The sequence below is a fragment of the Amorphus suaedae genome (genome assembly GCF_053629675.1).
Window position 1 is genome coordinate 1 of record NZ_JBRJIT010000002.1, and the last position, 14593, is coordinate 14593.

A 14593-nucleotide genomic window follows, 5' to 3' on the forward strand; every position below is an offset into this window, starting at 1 on the left:
TATGGTGGTTTTTTTTATAATGGCGTGTCTCGCCGCCCCGCTCAAGCGGGGCGCTTTTAATTAATAAACGCCGCGGGGTTTTTTTTTGGGGGGGGGGGGGGGGGGGGCGGGGGGGGGGGGCCGCCCCCCCCGCTTCTCGTTTGAAGGACCGCCGGCGCCACGCGCGCCGGGCGTCCGGCATTCCGATTTTCACGAATTCCGAGGGGGCGCGGCGATGACGGTCGAGCACACCACCCACCGCGTCGATGCGGAGTCGCTGGTCGCCGCGACCGATACCGGCGCGCGCTCGCCGGAAGGCTGGCAGCGCTGGGTGATCCCCGGCATCGCCTTCGTCTGGGGGCTGTTCCAGCTCTACGTGGCCTCGCCCATCCCCTACATCGTCTCCCAGGCGACGGGCCTCGCCCTCGTCTACAACAACACCGAAATCCGCATCATCCATCTCACCTTCGCGCTGGTGCTGGCGGCCTTCGCCTTCCCGCTCCTGAAGGCGAGCTCGCGGCGGCGGATCCCCTGGTACGACTGGCTGCTCGCGGCGCTCGGCGCCAGCGCCTGCCTCTACCTCCTGGTCTTCAAGAACCAGATCTCCGACCGCGCCGGCCTGCCCACCGACTGGGACCTGATCATGTCGACCGTCGGCATGGTGGTGCTCGGCATCTCGGTGTTCCGCTCGCTCGGCCTGCCGCTGCTCATCGTCGCCTCGGTGTTCGTGCTCTACGTCTTCTTCGGCTCGGCCGACTGGATCCCCGGCACACTGCAGTGGAAGGGCGCCTCCTACGGCAAGGCGATGTGGCACTTCTGGATGCAGACCGAGGGCGTCTTCGGCGTCGCGCTCGGCGTGTCGGCCACCATGATCTTCCTGTTCGTGCTGTTCGGCTCGATCCTGGAGAAGGCGGGCGCCGGCAACTTCTTCATCAAGATCGCCTTCGCGATGCTGGGTCACCTGCGCGGCGGCCCGGCCAAGGCCGCCGTCGTCGCCTCGGCCATGAGCGGGCTCTATTCCGGCTCCTCCATCGCCAATACGGTCACCACCGGCACCTTCACCATCCCGCTGATGAAGCGCACCGGCTTCTCCGCCGAAAAGGCCGGCGCGGTCGAGGTGGCGTCGTCCACCAACGGCCAGCTCATGCCGCCGGTGATGGGCGCCGCCGCGTTCCTGATCGCCGAGTTCACCGGCACGCCCTACACCGACCTCATCAAGGCGGCGATCCTGCCGGCGCTGATCTCCTACATCGCGCTCGTCTACATCGTGCACCTGGAGGCGCTGAAGCTCGGGCTGGAGGGGCTCAAGCGCCCGCCCAGCCATCTCCGCCTGATGACCCGGGTGATCGGCTTCCTCTCCGGCTTCATCGGCCTCGCCGTGCTCGCCGGCGTCGTCTACTACGGCCTCGGCTGGATCCGGGTGGCCTTCCCCGGCATGACCATGTGGGCGGCCGCGCTGCTGGTCGGCGTCGCCTACGTGGTGCTCCTGTGGATCGCCTCGAAGCGGCCGGACCTGCCGGTCGACGATCCGAACGCCCCCATCGACGAGCTGCCGCGGGCCGGTGAGACGGCGCTGACCGGCCTCTACTACCTGCTGCCGATCGTGGTGCTGATCTGGTGCATCATGATCGACCGGCTGTCGCCGGCGACGTCCGCCTTCTACGCGACGGTGGCGATGATCTTCATCGCGCTCACCCAGCGGCCGCTCAAGGCGCTGTTCCGCGGCACCGGCCATTTCGGCCGCGAAACGCTTGCCGGCGTCCACGACTGGATGGCCGGCATGATCGCCGGCGCCCGCAACATGATCGCCATCGCGGTGGCCACGGGCGCGGCCGGCGTCATCGTCGGCACGGTGTCGCTCACCGGCGCCCACCAGGTGATCGGCGAGTTCGTGGAGTTCGTCTCCGGCGGCAACCTGATGTTCATGCTGGTGCTGGTCGCCGTCATGAGCCTGATCCTCGGCATGGGCCTGCCGACGACCGCCAACTACATCGTGGTGTCGTCGCTGATGGCGCCGGTCATCGTCTCGCTCGGCGCCCAGCAGGGCCTGATCGTGCCGCTGCTCGCTGTCCACCTGTTCGTCTTCTATTTCGGCATCCTCGCCGACGACACGCCACCGGTGGGCCTCGCGGCCTTTGCGGCCGCCGCCATATCCGGCGGCGATCCCATCAAGACCGGTATCCAGGGGTTCACCTACGACATCCGCACGGCGCTGCTGCCGTTCCTGTTCCTGTTCAACACCGAGCTGCTCTTGATGGACGTCGGGCCGCTGAAGGCGATCCTGGTGTTCGTGGTCGCGGTCACGGCGATGCTGTTGTTCGCCGCCGCCACCCAGCGCTACTTCCTGGCGCCCACCCGCTGGTGGGAGGTGATCGCGCTGCTCGTGGTGTCGTTCACCCTGTTCCGGCCGGGCTTCTGGCTGGACCAGGTCGCGCCGCCCTACCAGGTCGAGCCGGGCACCCAGATTGAGGAGGTGGCGGCGTCGCTGCCCGAGGGGGCGCTCCTCAGGGTGACCATCGAGGGCACCGACTTCAACAACCCGGACGACCGCCAGAAGAAGACGTTTATGGTGCCCATGGGGGCGCCGGGCGAGGGGGCGGACCGCATCGAGGCGGCGGGGCTGACGATCCTGCCCGACGGCGACCAGGTCACCCTCGACGAGCCGTTCCCCGGCACGCCGTTCGCGCGGCTCGGCCGCGAGTTCGATTTCTACGCCGACAGGCCGGTGGTGGTGGAAAGCGTCGCCACCCCGTCCGTCCGCATGCCCAAGGAGATCTTCTACATCCCGGCGCTGCTGCTTCTCGCCGTCGTCGTCTGGTCGCAGCGCCGCCGCCAGACGAAGCCGGCGTTCTGACAAGCAATTCCAGGAAAAGTGCCTTCGCGGTTTTCCGTCCGGAATTGCGACCAGGAAACAAGCAATTCCAGGAAAAGTGCCCTTGCGGTTTTCCGTCCGGAGTTGCGGCTTGAAGACAACCGACTCCGGGATAGGCGGACGCCGCTATCCGCGCCGGGCCGCCATTGAGGACTGCGACCGACACGGGCTCGAAAGGAGGCCGGCATGTACAGCAAGATCCTGCTGCCCATCGACCTGAACGATCTCGCCACCGGCAAGAAGGGGCTGGCGACCGCCGCCGCGCTGGCGCGCACGTTCCAGGCCGAGCTGCACGTGCTCAGCGTGGTGCCGAGCTTCGGCATGTCGATCGTCGGTGGGTTCTTCCCCGAGGGGTTCGAGGAAAAGGCGCTGGCCAAGGTGAAGCTGGCGCTGGGTGCCTTCATGGACGCCGAGCTCCCGGCCGACATCGAGGCCGTCGGCCACGTCGCCCATGGCTCCATCTACGAGGAGATCCTGCACGCGGCGAAGGCGCTCGGCTGCGACCTCATCGTCGTCGGCGCCCACCGGCCGGAGCTCAGCGACTACCTCCTCGGCCCCAACGCCGCCCGCGTCGTCCGCCACGCCCCCCAGTCGGTGATGGTGGTCCGGGAGTGACTTCCGACCGTCCGGTCGCCCGCGTCTGGACCGTCGCGGTTTCGCTCCCCATAGTCTGCGGCAATCCAGAAGAGGTCCGCACCCGATGCCGTCCCCCCACGTCTTTCCCCGCCACACCAAGGCCGAACTTCCCGTCGCGGTGGCCGGCGACGGCTGCTTCCTGATCGACCGGGACGGCAAGCGCTATCTCGACGGCTGCGGCGGCGCGGCGGTCTCCTGCCTCGGCCATTCCGACAAGGCCGTCGTGGCGGCGATCAAGGCCCAGCTCGACGCGCTGCCCTATGCCCACACCGGCTTCTTCACCACCGAGGCGGCCGAGGATCTGGCGGCGCGGCTCGCGGCGCGGGCGCCGGCGGGCATCGACCGGGTCTATTTCGTCTCAGGCGGCTCGGAGGCGGCGGAGGCTGCCATCAAGCTGTCGCGCCAGTATTTCCTCGAGAAGGGCGAGCCCGCCCGCGCCAACGTCATCGCCCGCTGGCAGAGCTATCACGGCAACACGCTGGGGGCGCTCGCGGCCGGCGGCAACCAGTGGCGCCGCCGGCAGTTCGAGCCGCTGCTCACCGGCGCGATGCACCACATCGACGCCTGCCATTACTGGCGCTGGGGCGCCGAGGGCGAGAGCGAGGAGGCCTACGGCCGGCGCGTCGCCGACGCGCTGGAGGCGAAGATCCTCGAGCTCGGGCCGGAGACGGTTGCCGCCTTCATGGCCGAGCCGGTGGTCGGCGCCACCATGGGCGCGGTGCCGCCGGTCCCCGGCTACTTCAGGCGCATCCGCGAGATCTGCGACCGCTACGGCGTGCTCCTGATCCTCGACGAGGTGATGTGCGGCATGGGCCGCACCGGCACGCTGTTCGCCTGCGAGCAGGACGGGGTGGTGCCCGACATGATCCTGATCGCCAAGGGCCTTGGCGCCGGCTACCAGCCGATCGGCGCGACGCTGGTCGCCCGCCCCATCTACGAGGCGATCGAGGCGGGCTCCGGCTTCTTCCAGCACGGCCACACCTACGGCGGGCATCCCACCGCCTGCGCCGCCGGCGGCGCGGTCCTCGCCGAGATCGAGCGGCGCGACCTGCTGGCCAACGTGAATGCCGTCGGCGCCCATCTCCGCGCCGGGCTGGAGGAGCGCTTCGGCCAGCACCCGAACGTTGGCGACATCCGCGGACGCGGCCTGTTCCTCGGCATGGAATTCGTCGCCGACCGCGACACGAAGACGCCGTTCGATCCCAACCTGAAGCTCAACGCGGTGCTCAAGAAGGCGGCGATGGCGAACGGCCTGATGGTCTACCCGATGGGCGGCACCATCGACGGCCACATCGGCGACCACGTGCTGATCGCGCCACCGTTCATCCTCACCGAAGCCGAGGCCGACGAACTGGTCGACCGACTCGCCCTCGCGGTGGACGCGGCGCTGACGACGGTCGCCGGCTGACGCTTCGGGCTACAGTCTAAGGTTGTGATTTGGGCGACATGCTGCGCGCCGGACGGATTTTCGTCCAGCGCGCAGAATCGCGCAATAAAGCGCAGCAACGCGCAAGAACGCGCAGGCTGGCGCGTGCGCGCTCAGACCCTGCGCGCGCGCACCACCATGGCCAGCGTCAGGGCGAACAGGAGATGCCCGGCGAGCGACGCCCAGGTCAGCGGGATGAAGCCGAGGAACGGCGGCTGCCCGGCGAAAAGATGCGCCATGATGTAGAGCGCGAAGATCCACAGCCCGACGCCGTAGGCGAGCGCGGTCAGCCACCACGGCAGCGCCGGAATGATCGCCCGCTGCAGCGGCCGCGCGATGAACAGGTAGCCGAGCGGGTAGAAGACGACCCCCACGACGGCATGGATCAGCTCGGCGATCGCCCGGCTCTGCAGGCCGAACACGCCCTGGACGAGGGCGGCCGGCTCCAGCGGGCCGCCCACCAGGAACGGCGTGATTCCGCGCGCCCAGACCTCCCAGACGAGGTCGGCGGCGATGCCGGCGAGGAGCGCGGTGACGAGGGTGGCACCGGTCAGTGCGGGGAACAGACTCGGCGCGGAATGCAGGGAAGACGTTGCGCTGTGGGACGCCATCTGGCGGTTTCCTCTGGTCGACAGGACGGGGTGGCAGCGACCCGGGGCGGCCATCGGCGCCCGGCCGGGTCAGACGCAAGAACAACGCGAAGCGGCGCAGACACTACCACACGTCGCTGCGGCGGAAGCGTCCGCGCCCGGCACGGGCGCCGCGCTCGGTCGGCTGTGGCGTGACGAGGGCGTATCTGGTCAACGTGTTGAAGTGTTTATATATTTTTGGCCTTTTCGGGAGCGCTCCTGAGCAGGCCGCACAGCGGATTGACGACAAAGTTACGCCCCGTGAGTGGCTGCCTGCGGGCCGGCCCAGCCGGCATCAGACCAGACGTCTCGGCCGGGGCGGAGCGGACGCCGGGCGATCCCGTGACGGGTCTTCGACCAGTGATGCGGCCGGCGGACGAGCTCGACCAGCGCCAGGGCGAGGGCGGCGGCCATCACCAGCCAGTAGGCCGGAAGCTCGATCAGCCGCCAGCGTGCGATCGACAGCCCGCGCAGCCGGATCGCCTTCAGGGACAGGGCAACGGTCGCCGAGTAGCCGAGCACGAAGACGGCGGCGTTGAAGGCGCAGAGGCCGGTAGCCCACGTGCCTCCGGCGCCGATCAGCGGCAGGACGCCGGCCAGGTGCGCCGCGATGAAGCAGAGGCAGAGCGGGAAGGCGAGGATGGCAAGCAGGCTGCCGAGGATGAGCGCCTGGAACACCGCCATCTTGGCAAGCGCCCGCCGTCGGCCGAAGTGGCCCGGGCGGCGCATGTGCACCAGCCACGTCAATGTCCAGCCCTTCAGCCATCGCGTCCGTTGGCGCAGCCAGGCGCGCATGTGCAGCGGCGCCTCCTCGTAGGTCGTCGAGGCGAGCATGCCCATCTCGTAGTCGAAGCGGGTGAGGCGGACGCCCAGGTCGGCGTCTTCGGTGACGTTGTACGGGTCCCACGCGCCCAGCCGCAGAAGGATGTCCCGGCGGAAATGGTTCGAAGTCCCGCCGAGAGGAAAGAACAGCCCGCGGGCGGCCAGCCACGGAAGCAGCACGTCGAATAGGCAGGCGTACTCGATGGCGAACATGCGCGTGATCCAGGTGTCGCGGGCATGGTCGATGGCGAGGCGGGCCTGCAGGCAGGCGAGCCGGTCGCCGCCTGCGGCGAAGGTTTCCGCGGCGAGCCGCAGCTGGCCGCGCTCGGGCCGGTCCTCGGCGTCGAAGATCGTCACCAGCTCGCCGCTCGCCAGCGCCAGGCCGACGTTCAGAGCCTTGGGCTTGGTGCGCGGCCCCTCCGACGGCACCACCACCACGCGGTGGCCGGGCGGCAGGGTGACGGCGTCGAACGCGGCCCTGGTCTCGGCGTCGTCGGGCTCCAGCAGATAGAGGACGTCGAGCCGATCGCGCGGATAATCGAGGCGGCGCAGGCTGGCGATCAAAGCGGCAACCGACGAGGCCTCGCGGTAGAGCGGCACCAGGATCGAATAGGTCGGAAGCGCGTGGTCGGCGAGCGGGCGGAGCGGCCGGGGCCGGTCGGGGACCACCGCCATGCTGGCGACGCCGCGCACCGCCGCCAGGCCGAGGAGAACGAAGCCAGTGAAGAGGTTCGCCGCGAGCGGGACCGTCTCCGGGGCTTCCACCAGCGCGACGGCGGCCGCGACGACGATCGGTGGCGCCAGCGTCCGCTGGACGGGAGACAGGATCGCCCGCGCCGACAGCGCCGCCGGCAGGCCGTGATCCCAGGGCACCTGCGCCGGTACGCGCGCCGGCGTGCGGCTGCGGCGCGCCGCGCGGATGGTGGCGGGATCGGTCAGCACCAGCGCGCCTGCCGCGGCCGTCCGGCGGCAGGCCGCGGCACCGAGGTTCGGCAACTGCGCGATATCGGGGGCGATCGCCAGCAGCGGGCCTGCGTCGCCACGCACCGCGCAGAGGCGATCCGGCCGTTCGGCGACGAGCCGGGCAAACGCGCAGTCGGGCTCGGGCGCGAGGCTGCGGGCGAAGGGCAGTCCGAGCCAGGCCGCCATCGCCTCGCTCTCGGCCGCAGTCAGGACGCGCGCTCCGTCGGTGTCGAGGGGCGGCGGCGGGCGTTCGGGCGGCATCCTTGAAAAGCGCAGGGCCGCGGCGAGGAGTGCCTGCGGGGAGGCGGCGCCGATGCGGCCCGCAACGGCATGGCGCAGCGTGGCTTCGCGCGTCAGCATCAGGCGCCCGGGCGCGCCGCGTGCGAGTGCGCGCAGCTGCTCGGGGGCGATCTCGCGCGCGCATTCGAGCGCGAGCGCGACCAGCGGTCCCGCCGGGGTCGAGCCGATCCGCAGCGGCGCGATCCGGGCGCGCGCCACCTGGGGGACCAGATCGAGCGCGTCGGCTTCGGTCAGCGCGAGCGTCTTCGCATCGGCGACGGGAAGGCCGAAGCGCGCGGCAAAGGCGGAAAGCGCGCGATCGCCCGACAGCCCCTCGCCGGCCCCCGTGGAAGGGCGCGGGCGAGGGGGGCGGCGGGAAAGATGTAGGGCGCCGGTGCGGGCGCTTGGGGCCGCAGGGGCCAGCGATTCCGGGAGCTGCGACGTCAGCCGGAGACCGGTTTCCGCATCTGTCGCCATATCCATCCCCCAGTTGGCAATCGAAGATTGCAATCAGAGGTGGGTAAAATCAAGTGGCGTACTCAAGCGCGCCGAATGGCTTTGCTGCAACCAGCTTCAGAGGAAGATCGGGGTGGAGCCTTGGCCTGCGCAGCGGGCGACCGATAACGCGCGTCGGGCCGGCCGGCGTGTGCGGCTCAGGTGCCGCCGCGGCCGTCGTCGTTGACGTAGGCAACGCGCAGCAGGTTGGTCGCGCCGGGCGTACCGAACGGGATGCCGGCAAGCGTGATCAGCCGCTGGCCGGGGCGCGAGAACTTCTCCTGGTAGGCCACGGAGCAGGCGCGGTCGACCATGTCGTCGACGTCGTGGGCGTCGGGGCTGACCACGCAGTGGAGGCCCCAGGCCAGCGCCAGGCGGCGCGCGGTGGCGCGCACCGGGCTGACCACAACCAGCGGCGCCGACGGGCGCTCGCGCGCGACGCGCAGCGCGGTGGCGCCGGAGGAGGTGTAGCAGACGATGGCGGAGAGGTTCAGCGTCTCGGCGATCTGGCGCGCGGCGGCGGCGATGGCGTCGGCGCCCGTCGGTTCCGGCTCGGTGCGCTGGGCGGCGATGATGGTGGCGTAGTTCTCGTCGCGCTGCACTTCGCAGGCGATCTGATCCATCGTTCTCACCGCCTCGACGGGATACTGGCCGGCCGCCGATTCCGCCGACAGCATGACCGCGTCGGCGCCCTCGAACACGGCGGTGGCGACGTCGGACACCTCGGCGCGGGTGGGCGTCGGCGAGGAGATCATGCTTTCCAGCATCTGGGTGGCGACGACCACAGGCTTGCCGGCGCGGCGCGCCGCGCGGGTGATCCGCTTCTGCAGGCCGGGGACCTTCTGCAGCGGCATCTCCACGCCGAGATCGCCGCGGGCGACCATCAGCGCGTCGGACAGCTCGATGATGTCGTCGAGCCGCTCGATCGCTTGGGGCTTCTCGATCTTTGCCATCACGCCGACGCGGCCACGGGTGATCTTGCGGACCTCGGCGAGGTCGTCGGGACGCTGGATGAACGACAGCGCGACCCAGTCGACCTGCGCCTCGACGACGGCATCGAGGTCGCGCCGGTCCTTCTCGGTCATGGCGCTGAGGGCGAGCGTCGTATCGGGAACGCTCACGCCCTTGCGGTTGGAGACGGTGCCGGCGACCTCGACGCGGGCGTCGACGCCCTGAACGCTGACGCTTTCGACGATCAGCTTGACCTTGCCGTCGTCGATCAGCAGCCGATGGCCGGGCTCGAGTGCCTCCAGGATCTCCGGATGGGGCAGCTGGACGCGCGTGCTGTCGCCGGGCGTATCGTCGGAATCGAGGCGGAAAGTCGCGCCCTCTTCAAGCGTCACCTTGTCGTCGGCGAAGACGCCCAGGCGCAGCTTCGGACCCTGCAGGTCGGCGAGAATGCCGATCGGCCGGTCGACGGTTTCCTCGACCGAGCGGATCGCCGCGACGAGCCCGCGCATCGCGGCGTGATCGGTGTGGCTCATGTTGATGCGGAAGACGTCCGCACCGGCCTTGAACAGGGCGAGGATGGTCGCTTCGTCGGACGATGCCGGCCCGAGCGTGGCAAGGATCTTGGTGCAGCGCGACCGCTTCATCGACCCCCCATTCCGGAGCGTGACCGCTCGGTGAGATGCACCGTCCAGGAAGACTGCTCCCCGGTGTCGATCTCGACAAAGCCCGTGCGCTCGTAGCCGCGTGCCAGGCAGTCCTCGATCCCGGTGATGGTGAATTCCTTTTCACGCGTGCACATGAAGGCCGAACCGGCCCATTCACCACCCTGCACATAATCGAGGGCATAGAGATAGTAGAAACGCGCGCTGAGGGGGCCTTCGAGCAGGACCTCGCAACTCTGCGCGGGCAGGTTCCACCACCCCTCGCTGACCCAGTTCTCGGCGTTCTTATAGCCGACCGCGACGCCCACCTGATCGTCTGTCTTGTTGCACAGACGCAGGTCGGCCGCGGCGGGGGCCGCCATGCCGATGGTCGCCGCAATCAGGACGCAGATCGCGCCCAGAGCGGGAAGAAGATGTCGTGGAAGGCGTTGCATGCTGCGTTCGCCGGACCCCAAAGCCTCTTGTCGCAACGCTGGGCCGCTCGCGGGCCGCCGCCTGTTCTTGGGGGCTGGGCCCGCAATTGTCAACGCGACGAATCCTTGTCAGCGGCCTGCGACGGGTGGTTCGGCGCCGGGCCGAAAATCCGTCGTATCCTGCGGTGCATCGTTGGTTAGTAATCGCCCCTGGATGGTTAATGATCCCTTTATTCCGAGTGCGGCCATATTTTGGCGGGGGCTGCCCAGAGCTTGCATTTGTGTGGGGATCAGCGACCGGAAGATGCCGCGATCCGGCGCGGGCGACGCGGACGCGCCACCCAGATCCCGGCCAGGATGGCGGCACCGCCAATGGCCTGGGCCGGCGAGACGACCTCGCCCAGAACGATCCATCCGGCGACGGCGGCGGTCAGCGCCTCCAGGAAGATGACCAGCGAGGAGAACGCCGCGGTGAGATGCCCAAGGGCATAGGAGAGCAGGCCCTGCCCGCCGGCATGGGAGACGAGGGCAAGGGCGAGTAGCGTCGCGATCCCGCTCCATCCCCCCGGCAGTAGCCGGTCTTCGCTGGCGACGGCGACGACCAGGAGGACCGCCGCGGTGACCAGCCCGCCGCGGAACATCAGGAGGCCAGGCGGAACGGTGCGCCGGGCGACCCGCATGGCCAGGAAATAGCCACCGAAGAACATCGACGTGATGACGCCGTAAATATCTCCGTCCAGGCGGCCCGGCGCGAAGGAATAGCTGAGGCCGATAAGCAGCGCCGCGCCGACGATGCAGAGCCCCAGCCCGAGGACGGCGTCCCGGCCGACGGGTTCGCGGATGACGAGGCCCGAGGCCAGGATCACCCACACCGGGGCCATCGTCGCCAGGAAGGTGGCGTTGGCGACGGTCGTGTGCACGATCGACAGATGCCAGAAGACGAGGTCGCCGGAAAAGAAAAGGCCGGAGAGGACCACCGCGCGGCTCCAGCGCGGACGGGCCCCGGCGGAGCTGGCGGGCGCTTCCAGCCGGGCCCACAGCCACAGGGCTGGCAGGGCCAGCGCGACGCGCCAGAAGGCGCTGGTCATTGGACCGACATCGGCGAAGCGGACGAACAGCGGGGACACGCCCATCGCCATGGCGCCGGCCACCAGGCAGACGATCGCGACGGCCACGCGCGATGGCTCGGCCGGAACCTCTGGCGCGGGCTGGACGGGAAGGCTCACGCGGAACTCCTCGATGGGCAGGCGCCAATTGGTAGCTGCTTCGCAGGCGCGCGCACAAGCGGGGCGCGGCTTTGCAGGGCTTTGGCGCGGACGTCTCCCGTTCCGGTGCCGCGTTCCCTATGTTGGGTGCAGTGAACCCATGCCGCTGGCCCCGACGCGGGGCCGCGCCGAACCGGAGGCAAACATGGCCGAGATCGACGACGCCACCCGGACCGAACTCGAGGCTGCCGTGTTCCGGCGCCTCGTCGACCATCTGCAGGCGCGCACCGACGTGCAGAACATCGACCTGATGAACCTCGCCGGCTTCTGCCGCAACTGCCTGTCCAACTGGTACCAGGACGCGGCGGCCGAGAAGGGCCTGGAGATCGAACGGGACGCGGCGCGCGAGCGCGTCTACGGGATGCCCTACGAGGACTGGAAGGCGCGTCACCAGACGCCGGCGACGGATGCCCAGGCGGCTGGCTTCCAGGCGGCGGCGAAGCACGACTGAGGCGGCCGGCCCCGGCGCGCCCGCGTGCCGGGCCGGGCTCCCCTTGACCGCGACCCGCCACTCAGGCACGACACCGGGCCTCGATCGAACCCCGAAGCCGGGAATGTGCGGACGGGATCGTCCGCGGCGCGGCTTCGAAGCGATTTCTTATCTTTCGGGCGGGTAAACCTGTCCGGCAATCGCGGCGGCCCTGCCGAACCGACGATGGTCTTCGCCGGGTCCCACGTCTCTATCGACCGGGGGAGCGATGCTCCTCCCACGCGCCTTGGAAAGGAAAGTCATCATGAGCCAGCCGGGTGGTGTTGCCGCGGATCAGCTCCGTGCCATCGTCGAGCGGATCGAGAAGCTCGAGGAAGAGAAGCAGACGATCGCCGACGACATAAAGGATGTCTACGCGGAGGCCAAGGCGAACGGCTACGATACCAAGATCATCCGCACGGTGGTGCGGCTGAGGAAGCAAGATTCCGCCGAGCGCCAGGAGCAGGAAGCGCTGCTCGATCTCTACATGCACGCGCTCGGCATGGTGCTGCCGGATACCAGCGAAGCCTCCTGACATCCCTTCCGACCCGGCCTGTTGCCCGGGTTGTCGCCTGCCGATACGGCGCGCGGTTCCTGCGGAACCCGCGTCGTTTTTCGTTGGGGCCGATGATCTGAAGCGGATGAAAGGGGAAGCGGCGGCCGATCCGTGAGCGGGGCCAGGCAGGGCGTGTCCGCGCCGGACCGAGGCCTCTCCGCTCAGGCGCAACCATCCGATCGGATCAGATGCTGGCGGCCAGGATCGGTGGTCACCCGGCGCGAAGCCGCGCGGCGCAACGGCCGGTCGCTCGCGATACGGCCGGAGAGCGGGTCAGCGGGAGGCGGACCGGGTGATGTACACCTGCGGGATGCCCTCGAACCGATCGGTCCGCAGCCCGTCGGTGCCGTCGGACAGTTCGCCCGAGCCGCCCATCGAGGCATGCAGCGCGGTCACCATGGCGATCTGCCCCTGATTGGGATGCGACAGCCAGGCGAACTGCATCGTCCGCATGGAATTGTCGCCGATCAGGAAGCGCGAGTCGTCACGGTCGGGCGCGCCGAAGAAAGTGGCCGTTGGGTCGGTGCCGGCGGCCATGGCGCTGGAAATGTCGGCGGTCACGGTCGGCGTCATCGTCGGAGGCGTGGTCTCGGGCCCGACGACCATGGCGGCGGTCGCGCTCAGGACGTTGTCGCCGCCCGAGCTGGCGGCGTCCGCCGCGCTCGCGTAGCCGAAAACCGGGACCTCGGTGGTGTCGTCCAGGCGCTCGCGCAGGCTGGCGACGGCGGCTTCCTGGCTGGCGCTGCGCGACAACGGAACGTCATGCTCCGGCCGTGGCTTGGGCAGGGCGGCCACGAGGACTGCCTCCGGGCTCGGGCCTTCCGCGGGGGTGATTTCGGGCGCCGGCGTCGGGATGGCCGGGGCGACGGCCGGGGTGCCGTTGTCGGGGCGGGCGGCGACGGGGCGGACCACCGGGACCGGCGGCGGCGCGCTGGGCGTCTCGGCGACGGCCGGGGCGCTCTCTTCGGCCGCCGGGGCGGCCGGCGCGGGAGCCGGCGTCGTATTGATGCGGGTGGCGATCTCGTCGTCGGGAGCGGTCAGGTTGACGCCCGGAAGCGCCGAGGAGGAGGCCGGCGTGGACGAGGTCACGGACTGCGGCTCGGGGGCCGACCTCGCCCGGGTGGCGGACGCCGTCAGGATCGGACGGGAACGCTCCTCGGCGGTGACTTCGCGCTCGATGGTGTCCTCGACGTCGTCGTTGTCGCGTCCGAGAAGCGAGGCGATGATGTTCTTGCCGTTGCCGCTTTCCGGCCGGACGAGGCTGTCGCGACGGCTGTCGCCGCCGCCGAAGAAGCTGCCCAGCCCGCCGCCGCCGGACGAGGTGGCGACCTGGGTGCGGGCGTTGCGGTCGCGCGCCGCCAGCTCGGCCTTGGCGAGTTCGTAGCCCTGCAGCGGCTTGCCGTCATCCGGCAGATGCACGGTCTTGCCGTCCGGAAAAACCGCCAGCAGCTGCGAGCGGGTCATCCGCGGCCACGAGCGCACGCTGCCGGTGTCCAGGTGGACGAACGGGGTGCGCGAGGTGGGATAGAAGCCGACGCCGCCGACCTGGAGCTTGAAGGCGGCCTTGCGGATCTCCGCGGTGGAAACGCCGGGAATGTAGAAGTCGCACGCCTTGCCGGCCATGTGCTGGCTGAACTTGGCGACGCCGCGCGAGCGCGAGCGGAGCATGTTGTTGGTCGCCGGCGACCGGTAGGCGGAGACGACATGGATCGTCCGGCCCTGACCCACGCCCTGCTGGATCTGCCAGAGCAGGTCGAAGAGTTCCGGGTCGATCTTGGTGGATTCGTTGCGGCGCCAGTCGCGCAGGAACCGGTTGAGCTCGGTCAGCGCGGACGGAATGAAGCGGCCGTTTCGCTTGTAGGTGATCTTCAGCTTCTCGCCGGTGTGGGTGAAGAAGAGATCGAGCGTCCGATCGCGGGCCGCCTGTGCGGGCACGCCGGCGAGGAGAACACTGAGAGCAACGACCAACGCCGTCGCCGCATTGCGGACTTTGCGCATGATGGAGAAACGACCATTCCCGTTCGATAGCTGGTCCAAGACGCAGTCCTTGGCTCGAAAGCGACAGCTTTATCCCGACCCCAAGGCAATAGGGCGGAACGGGTTAATGAGGATTTACCGTATTGCGCGCGCGATGAAAAGCCGCATGCCTCTCGGATGTGCAGCGTACTGCACAGCC

Annotated in this window: 11 protein-coding genes; 5 read left to right on the forward strand and 6 right to left on the reverse strand. The window is 69.6% G+C overall.

Annotated elements, in window-relative coordinates; genetic code table 11:
- Positions 1-214: 214 nt before the first annotated feature.
- The 3 genes from AB7M35_RS13750 to AB7M35_RS13760 all read left to right on the forward strand — a co-directional run bounded on the left by AB7M35_RS13750 (position 215) and on the right by AB7M35_RS13760 (position 4895).
- Positions 215-2833, forward strand: a complete 2619-nt coding sequence (locus AB7M35_RS13750; protein ID WP_453960740.1) for a TRAP transporter permease — start codon at positions 215-217, stop codon at positions 2831-2833.
- A 204-nt stretch (positions 2834-3037) separates the two neighbouring features.
- Complete coding sequence (locus tag AB7M35_RS13755) at positions 3038-3466, forward strand: universal stress protein (RefSeq protein WP_453960741.1); 429 nt, start codon at positions 3038-3040, stop codon at positions 3464-3466.
- A gap of 85 nt (positions 3467-3551) precedes the next feature.
- Complete coding sequence (locus AB7M35_RS13760) at positions 3552-4895, forward strand: aspartate aminotransferase family protein (RefSeq protein ID WP_453960743.1); 1344 nt, start codon at positions 3552-3554, stop codon at positions 4893-4895.
- A 131-nt stretch (positions 4896-5026) separates the two neighbouring features.
- Here AB7M35_RS13760 and AB7M35_RS13765 read toward each other — a convergent pair whose 3' ends face one another.
- The 5 genes from AB7M35_RS13765 to AB7M35_RS13785 all read right to left on the reverse strand — a co-directional run bounded on the left by AB7M35_RS13765 (position 5027) and on the right by AB7M35_RS13785 (position 11353).
- A complete protein-coding gene (locus AB7M35_RS13765) occupies positions 5027-5524 on the reverse strand; it encodes a hypothetical protein (protein WP_453960745.1) in 498 nt (165 codons plus the stop codon).
- 270 nt (positions 5525-5794) lie between these two features.
- A complete protein-coding gene (locus AB7M35_RS13770; RefSeq protein ID WP_453960747.1) occupies positions 5795-8083 on the reverse strand; it encodes a glycosyltransferase in 2289 nt (762 codons plus the stop codon).
- A 176-nt stretch (positions 8084-8259) separates the two neighbouring features.
- A complete protein-coding gene (pyk, locus tag AB7M35_RS13775) occupies positions 8260-9696 on the reverse strand; it encodes a pyruvate kinase (RefSeq protein WP_453960748.1) in 1437 nt (478 codons plus the stop codon).
- On the reverse strand, positions 9693-10148 hold the full coding sequence (locus AB7M35_RS13780; protein ID WP_453960749.1) for a DUF1036 domain-containing protein: 456 nt from the start codon (positions 10146-10148) through the stop codon (positions 9693-9695). The genes pyk and AB7M35_RS13780 overlap by 4 nt, the downstream gene beginning before the upstream one ends.
- Positions 10149-10417: 269 nt before the next feature.
- Positions 10418-11353 carry a DMT family transporter gene (locus tag AB7M35_RS13785; protein WP_453960750.1) on the reverse strand — a complete coding sequence of 312 codons (936 nt, stop codon included), beginning with the start codon at positions 11351-11353 and terminating at the stop codon, positions 10418-10420.
- Positions 11354-11537: 184 nt separating this feature from the next.
- Between AB7M35_RS13785 and AB7M35_RS13790 the strand changes: the two genes are divergently transcribed.
- Both AB7M35_RS13790 and AB7M35_RS13795 read left to right on the forward strand, forming a co-directional pair.
- Positions 11538-11843 (forward strand): DUF1244 domain-containing protein, encoded by a 306-nt coding sequence (locus AB7M35_RS13790; RefSeq protein ID WP_453960752.1) that lies wholly within the window; start codon positions 11538-11540, stop codon positions 11841-11843.
- A 283-nt stretch (positions 11844-12126) separates the two neighbouring features.
- On the forward strand, positions 12127-12396 hold the full coding sequence (locus AB7M35_RS13795) for a DUF2312 domain-containing protein (protein ID WP_453960754.1): 270 nt from the start codon (positions 12127-12129) through the stop codon (positions 12394-12396).
- Between the two features lie 294 nt (positions 12397-12690).
- Here AB7M35_RS13795 and AB7M35_RS13800 read toward each other — a convergent pair whose 3' ends face one another.
- Positions 12691-14415 carry a DUF882 domain-containing protein gene (locus AB7M35_RS13800; protein ID WP_453960755.1) on the reverse strand — a complete coding sequence of 575 codons (1725 nt, stop codon included), beginning with the start codon at positions 14413-14415 and terminating at the stop codon, positions 12691-12693.
- Positions 14416-14593 lie beyond the last annotated feature (178 nt).

Coding starts and splice junctions, on each gene's coding strand:
- AB7M35_RS13750 (WP_453960740.1), top strand. CDS start 215: ATGACGGTCGAGCACACCACCCACCGCGTCGATGCGGAGTCGCTGGTC.
- AB7M35_RS13755 (WP_453960741.1), top strand. CDS start 3,038: ATGTACAGCAAGATCCTGCTGCCCATCGACCTGAACGATCTCGCCACC.
- AB7M35_RS13760 (WP_453960743.1), top strand. CDS start 3,552: ATGCCGTCCCCCCACGTCTTTCCCCGCCACACCAAGGCCGAACTTCCC.
- AB7M35_RS13765 (WP_453960745.1), bottom strand. CDS start 5,524: ATGGCGTCCCACAGCGCAACGTCTTCCCTGCATTCCGCGCCGAGTCTG.
- AB7M35_RS13770 (WP_453960747.1), bottom strand. CDS start 8,083: ATGGCGACAGATGCGGAAACCGGTCTCCGGCTGACGTCGCAGCTCCCG.
- pyk (WP_453960748.1), bottom strand. CDS start 9,696: ATGAAGCGGTCGCGCTGCACCAAGATCCTTGCCACGCTCGGGCCGGCA.
- AB7M35_RS13780 (WP_453960749.1), bottom strand. CDS start 10,148: ATGCAACGCCTTCCACGACATCTTCTTCCCGCTCTGGGCGCGATCTGC.
- AB7M35_RS13790 (WP_453960752.1), top strand. CDS start 11,538: ATGGCCGAGATCGACGACGCCACCCGGACCGAACTCGAGGCTGCCGTG.
- AB7M35_RS13795 (WP_453960754.1), top strand. CDS start 12,127: ATGAGCCAGCCGGGTGGTGTTGCCGCGGATCAGCTCCGTGCCATCGTC.
- AB7M35_RS13800 (WP_453960755.1), bottom strand. CDS start 14,415: ATGCGCAAAGTCCGCAATGCGGCGACGGCGTTGGTCGTTGCTCTCAGT.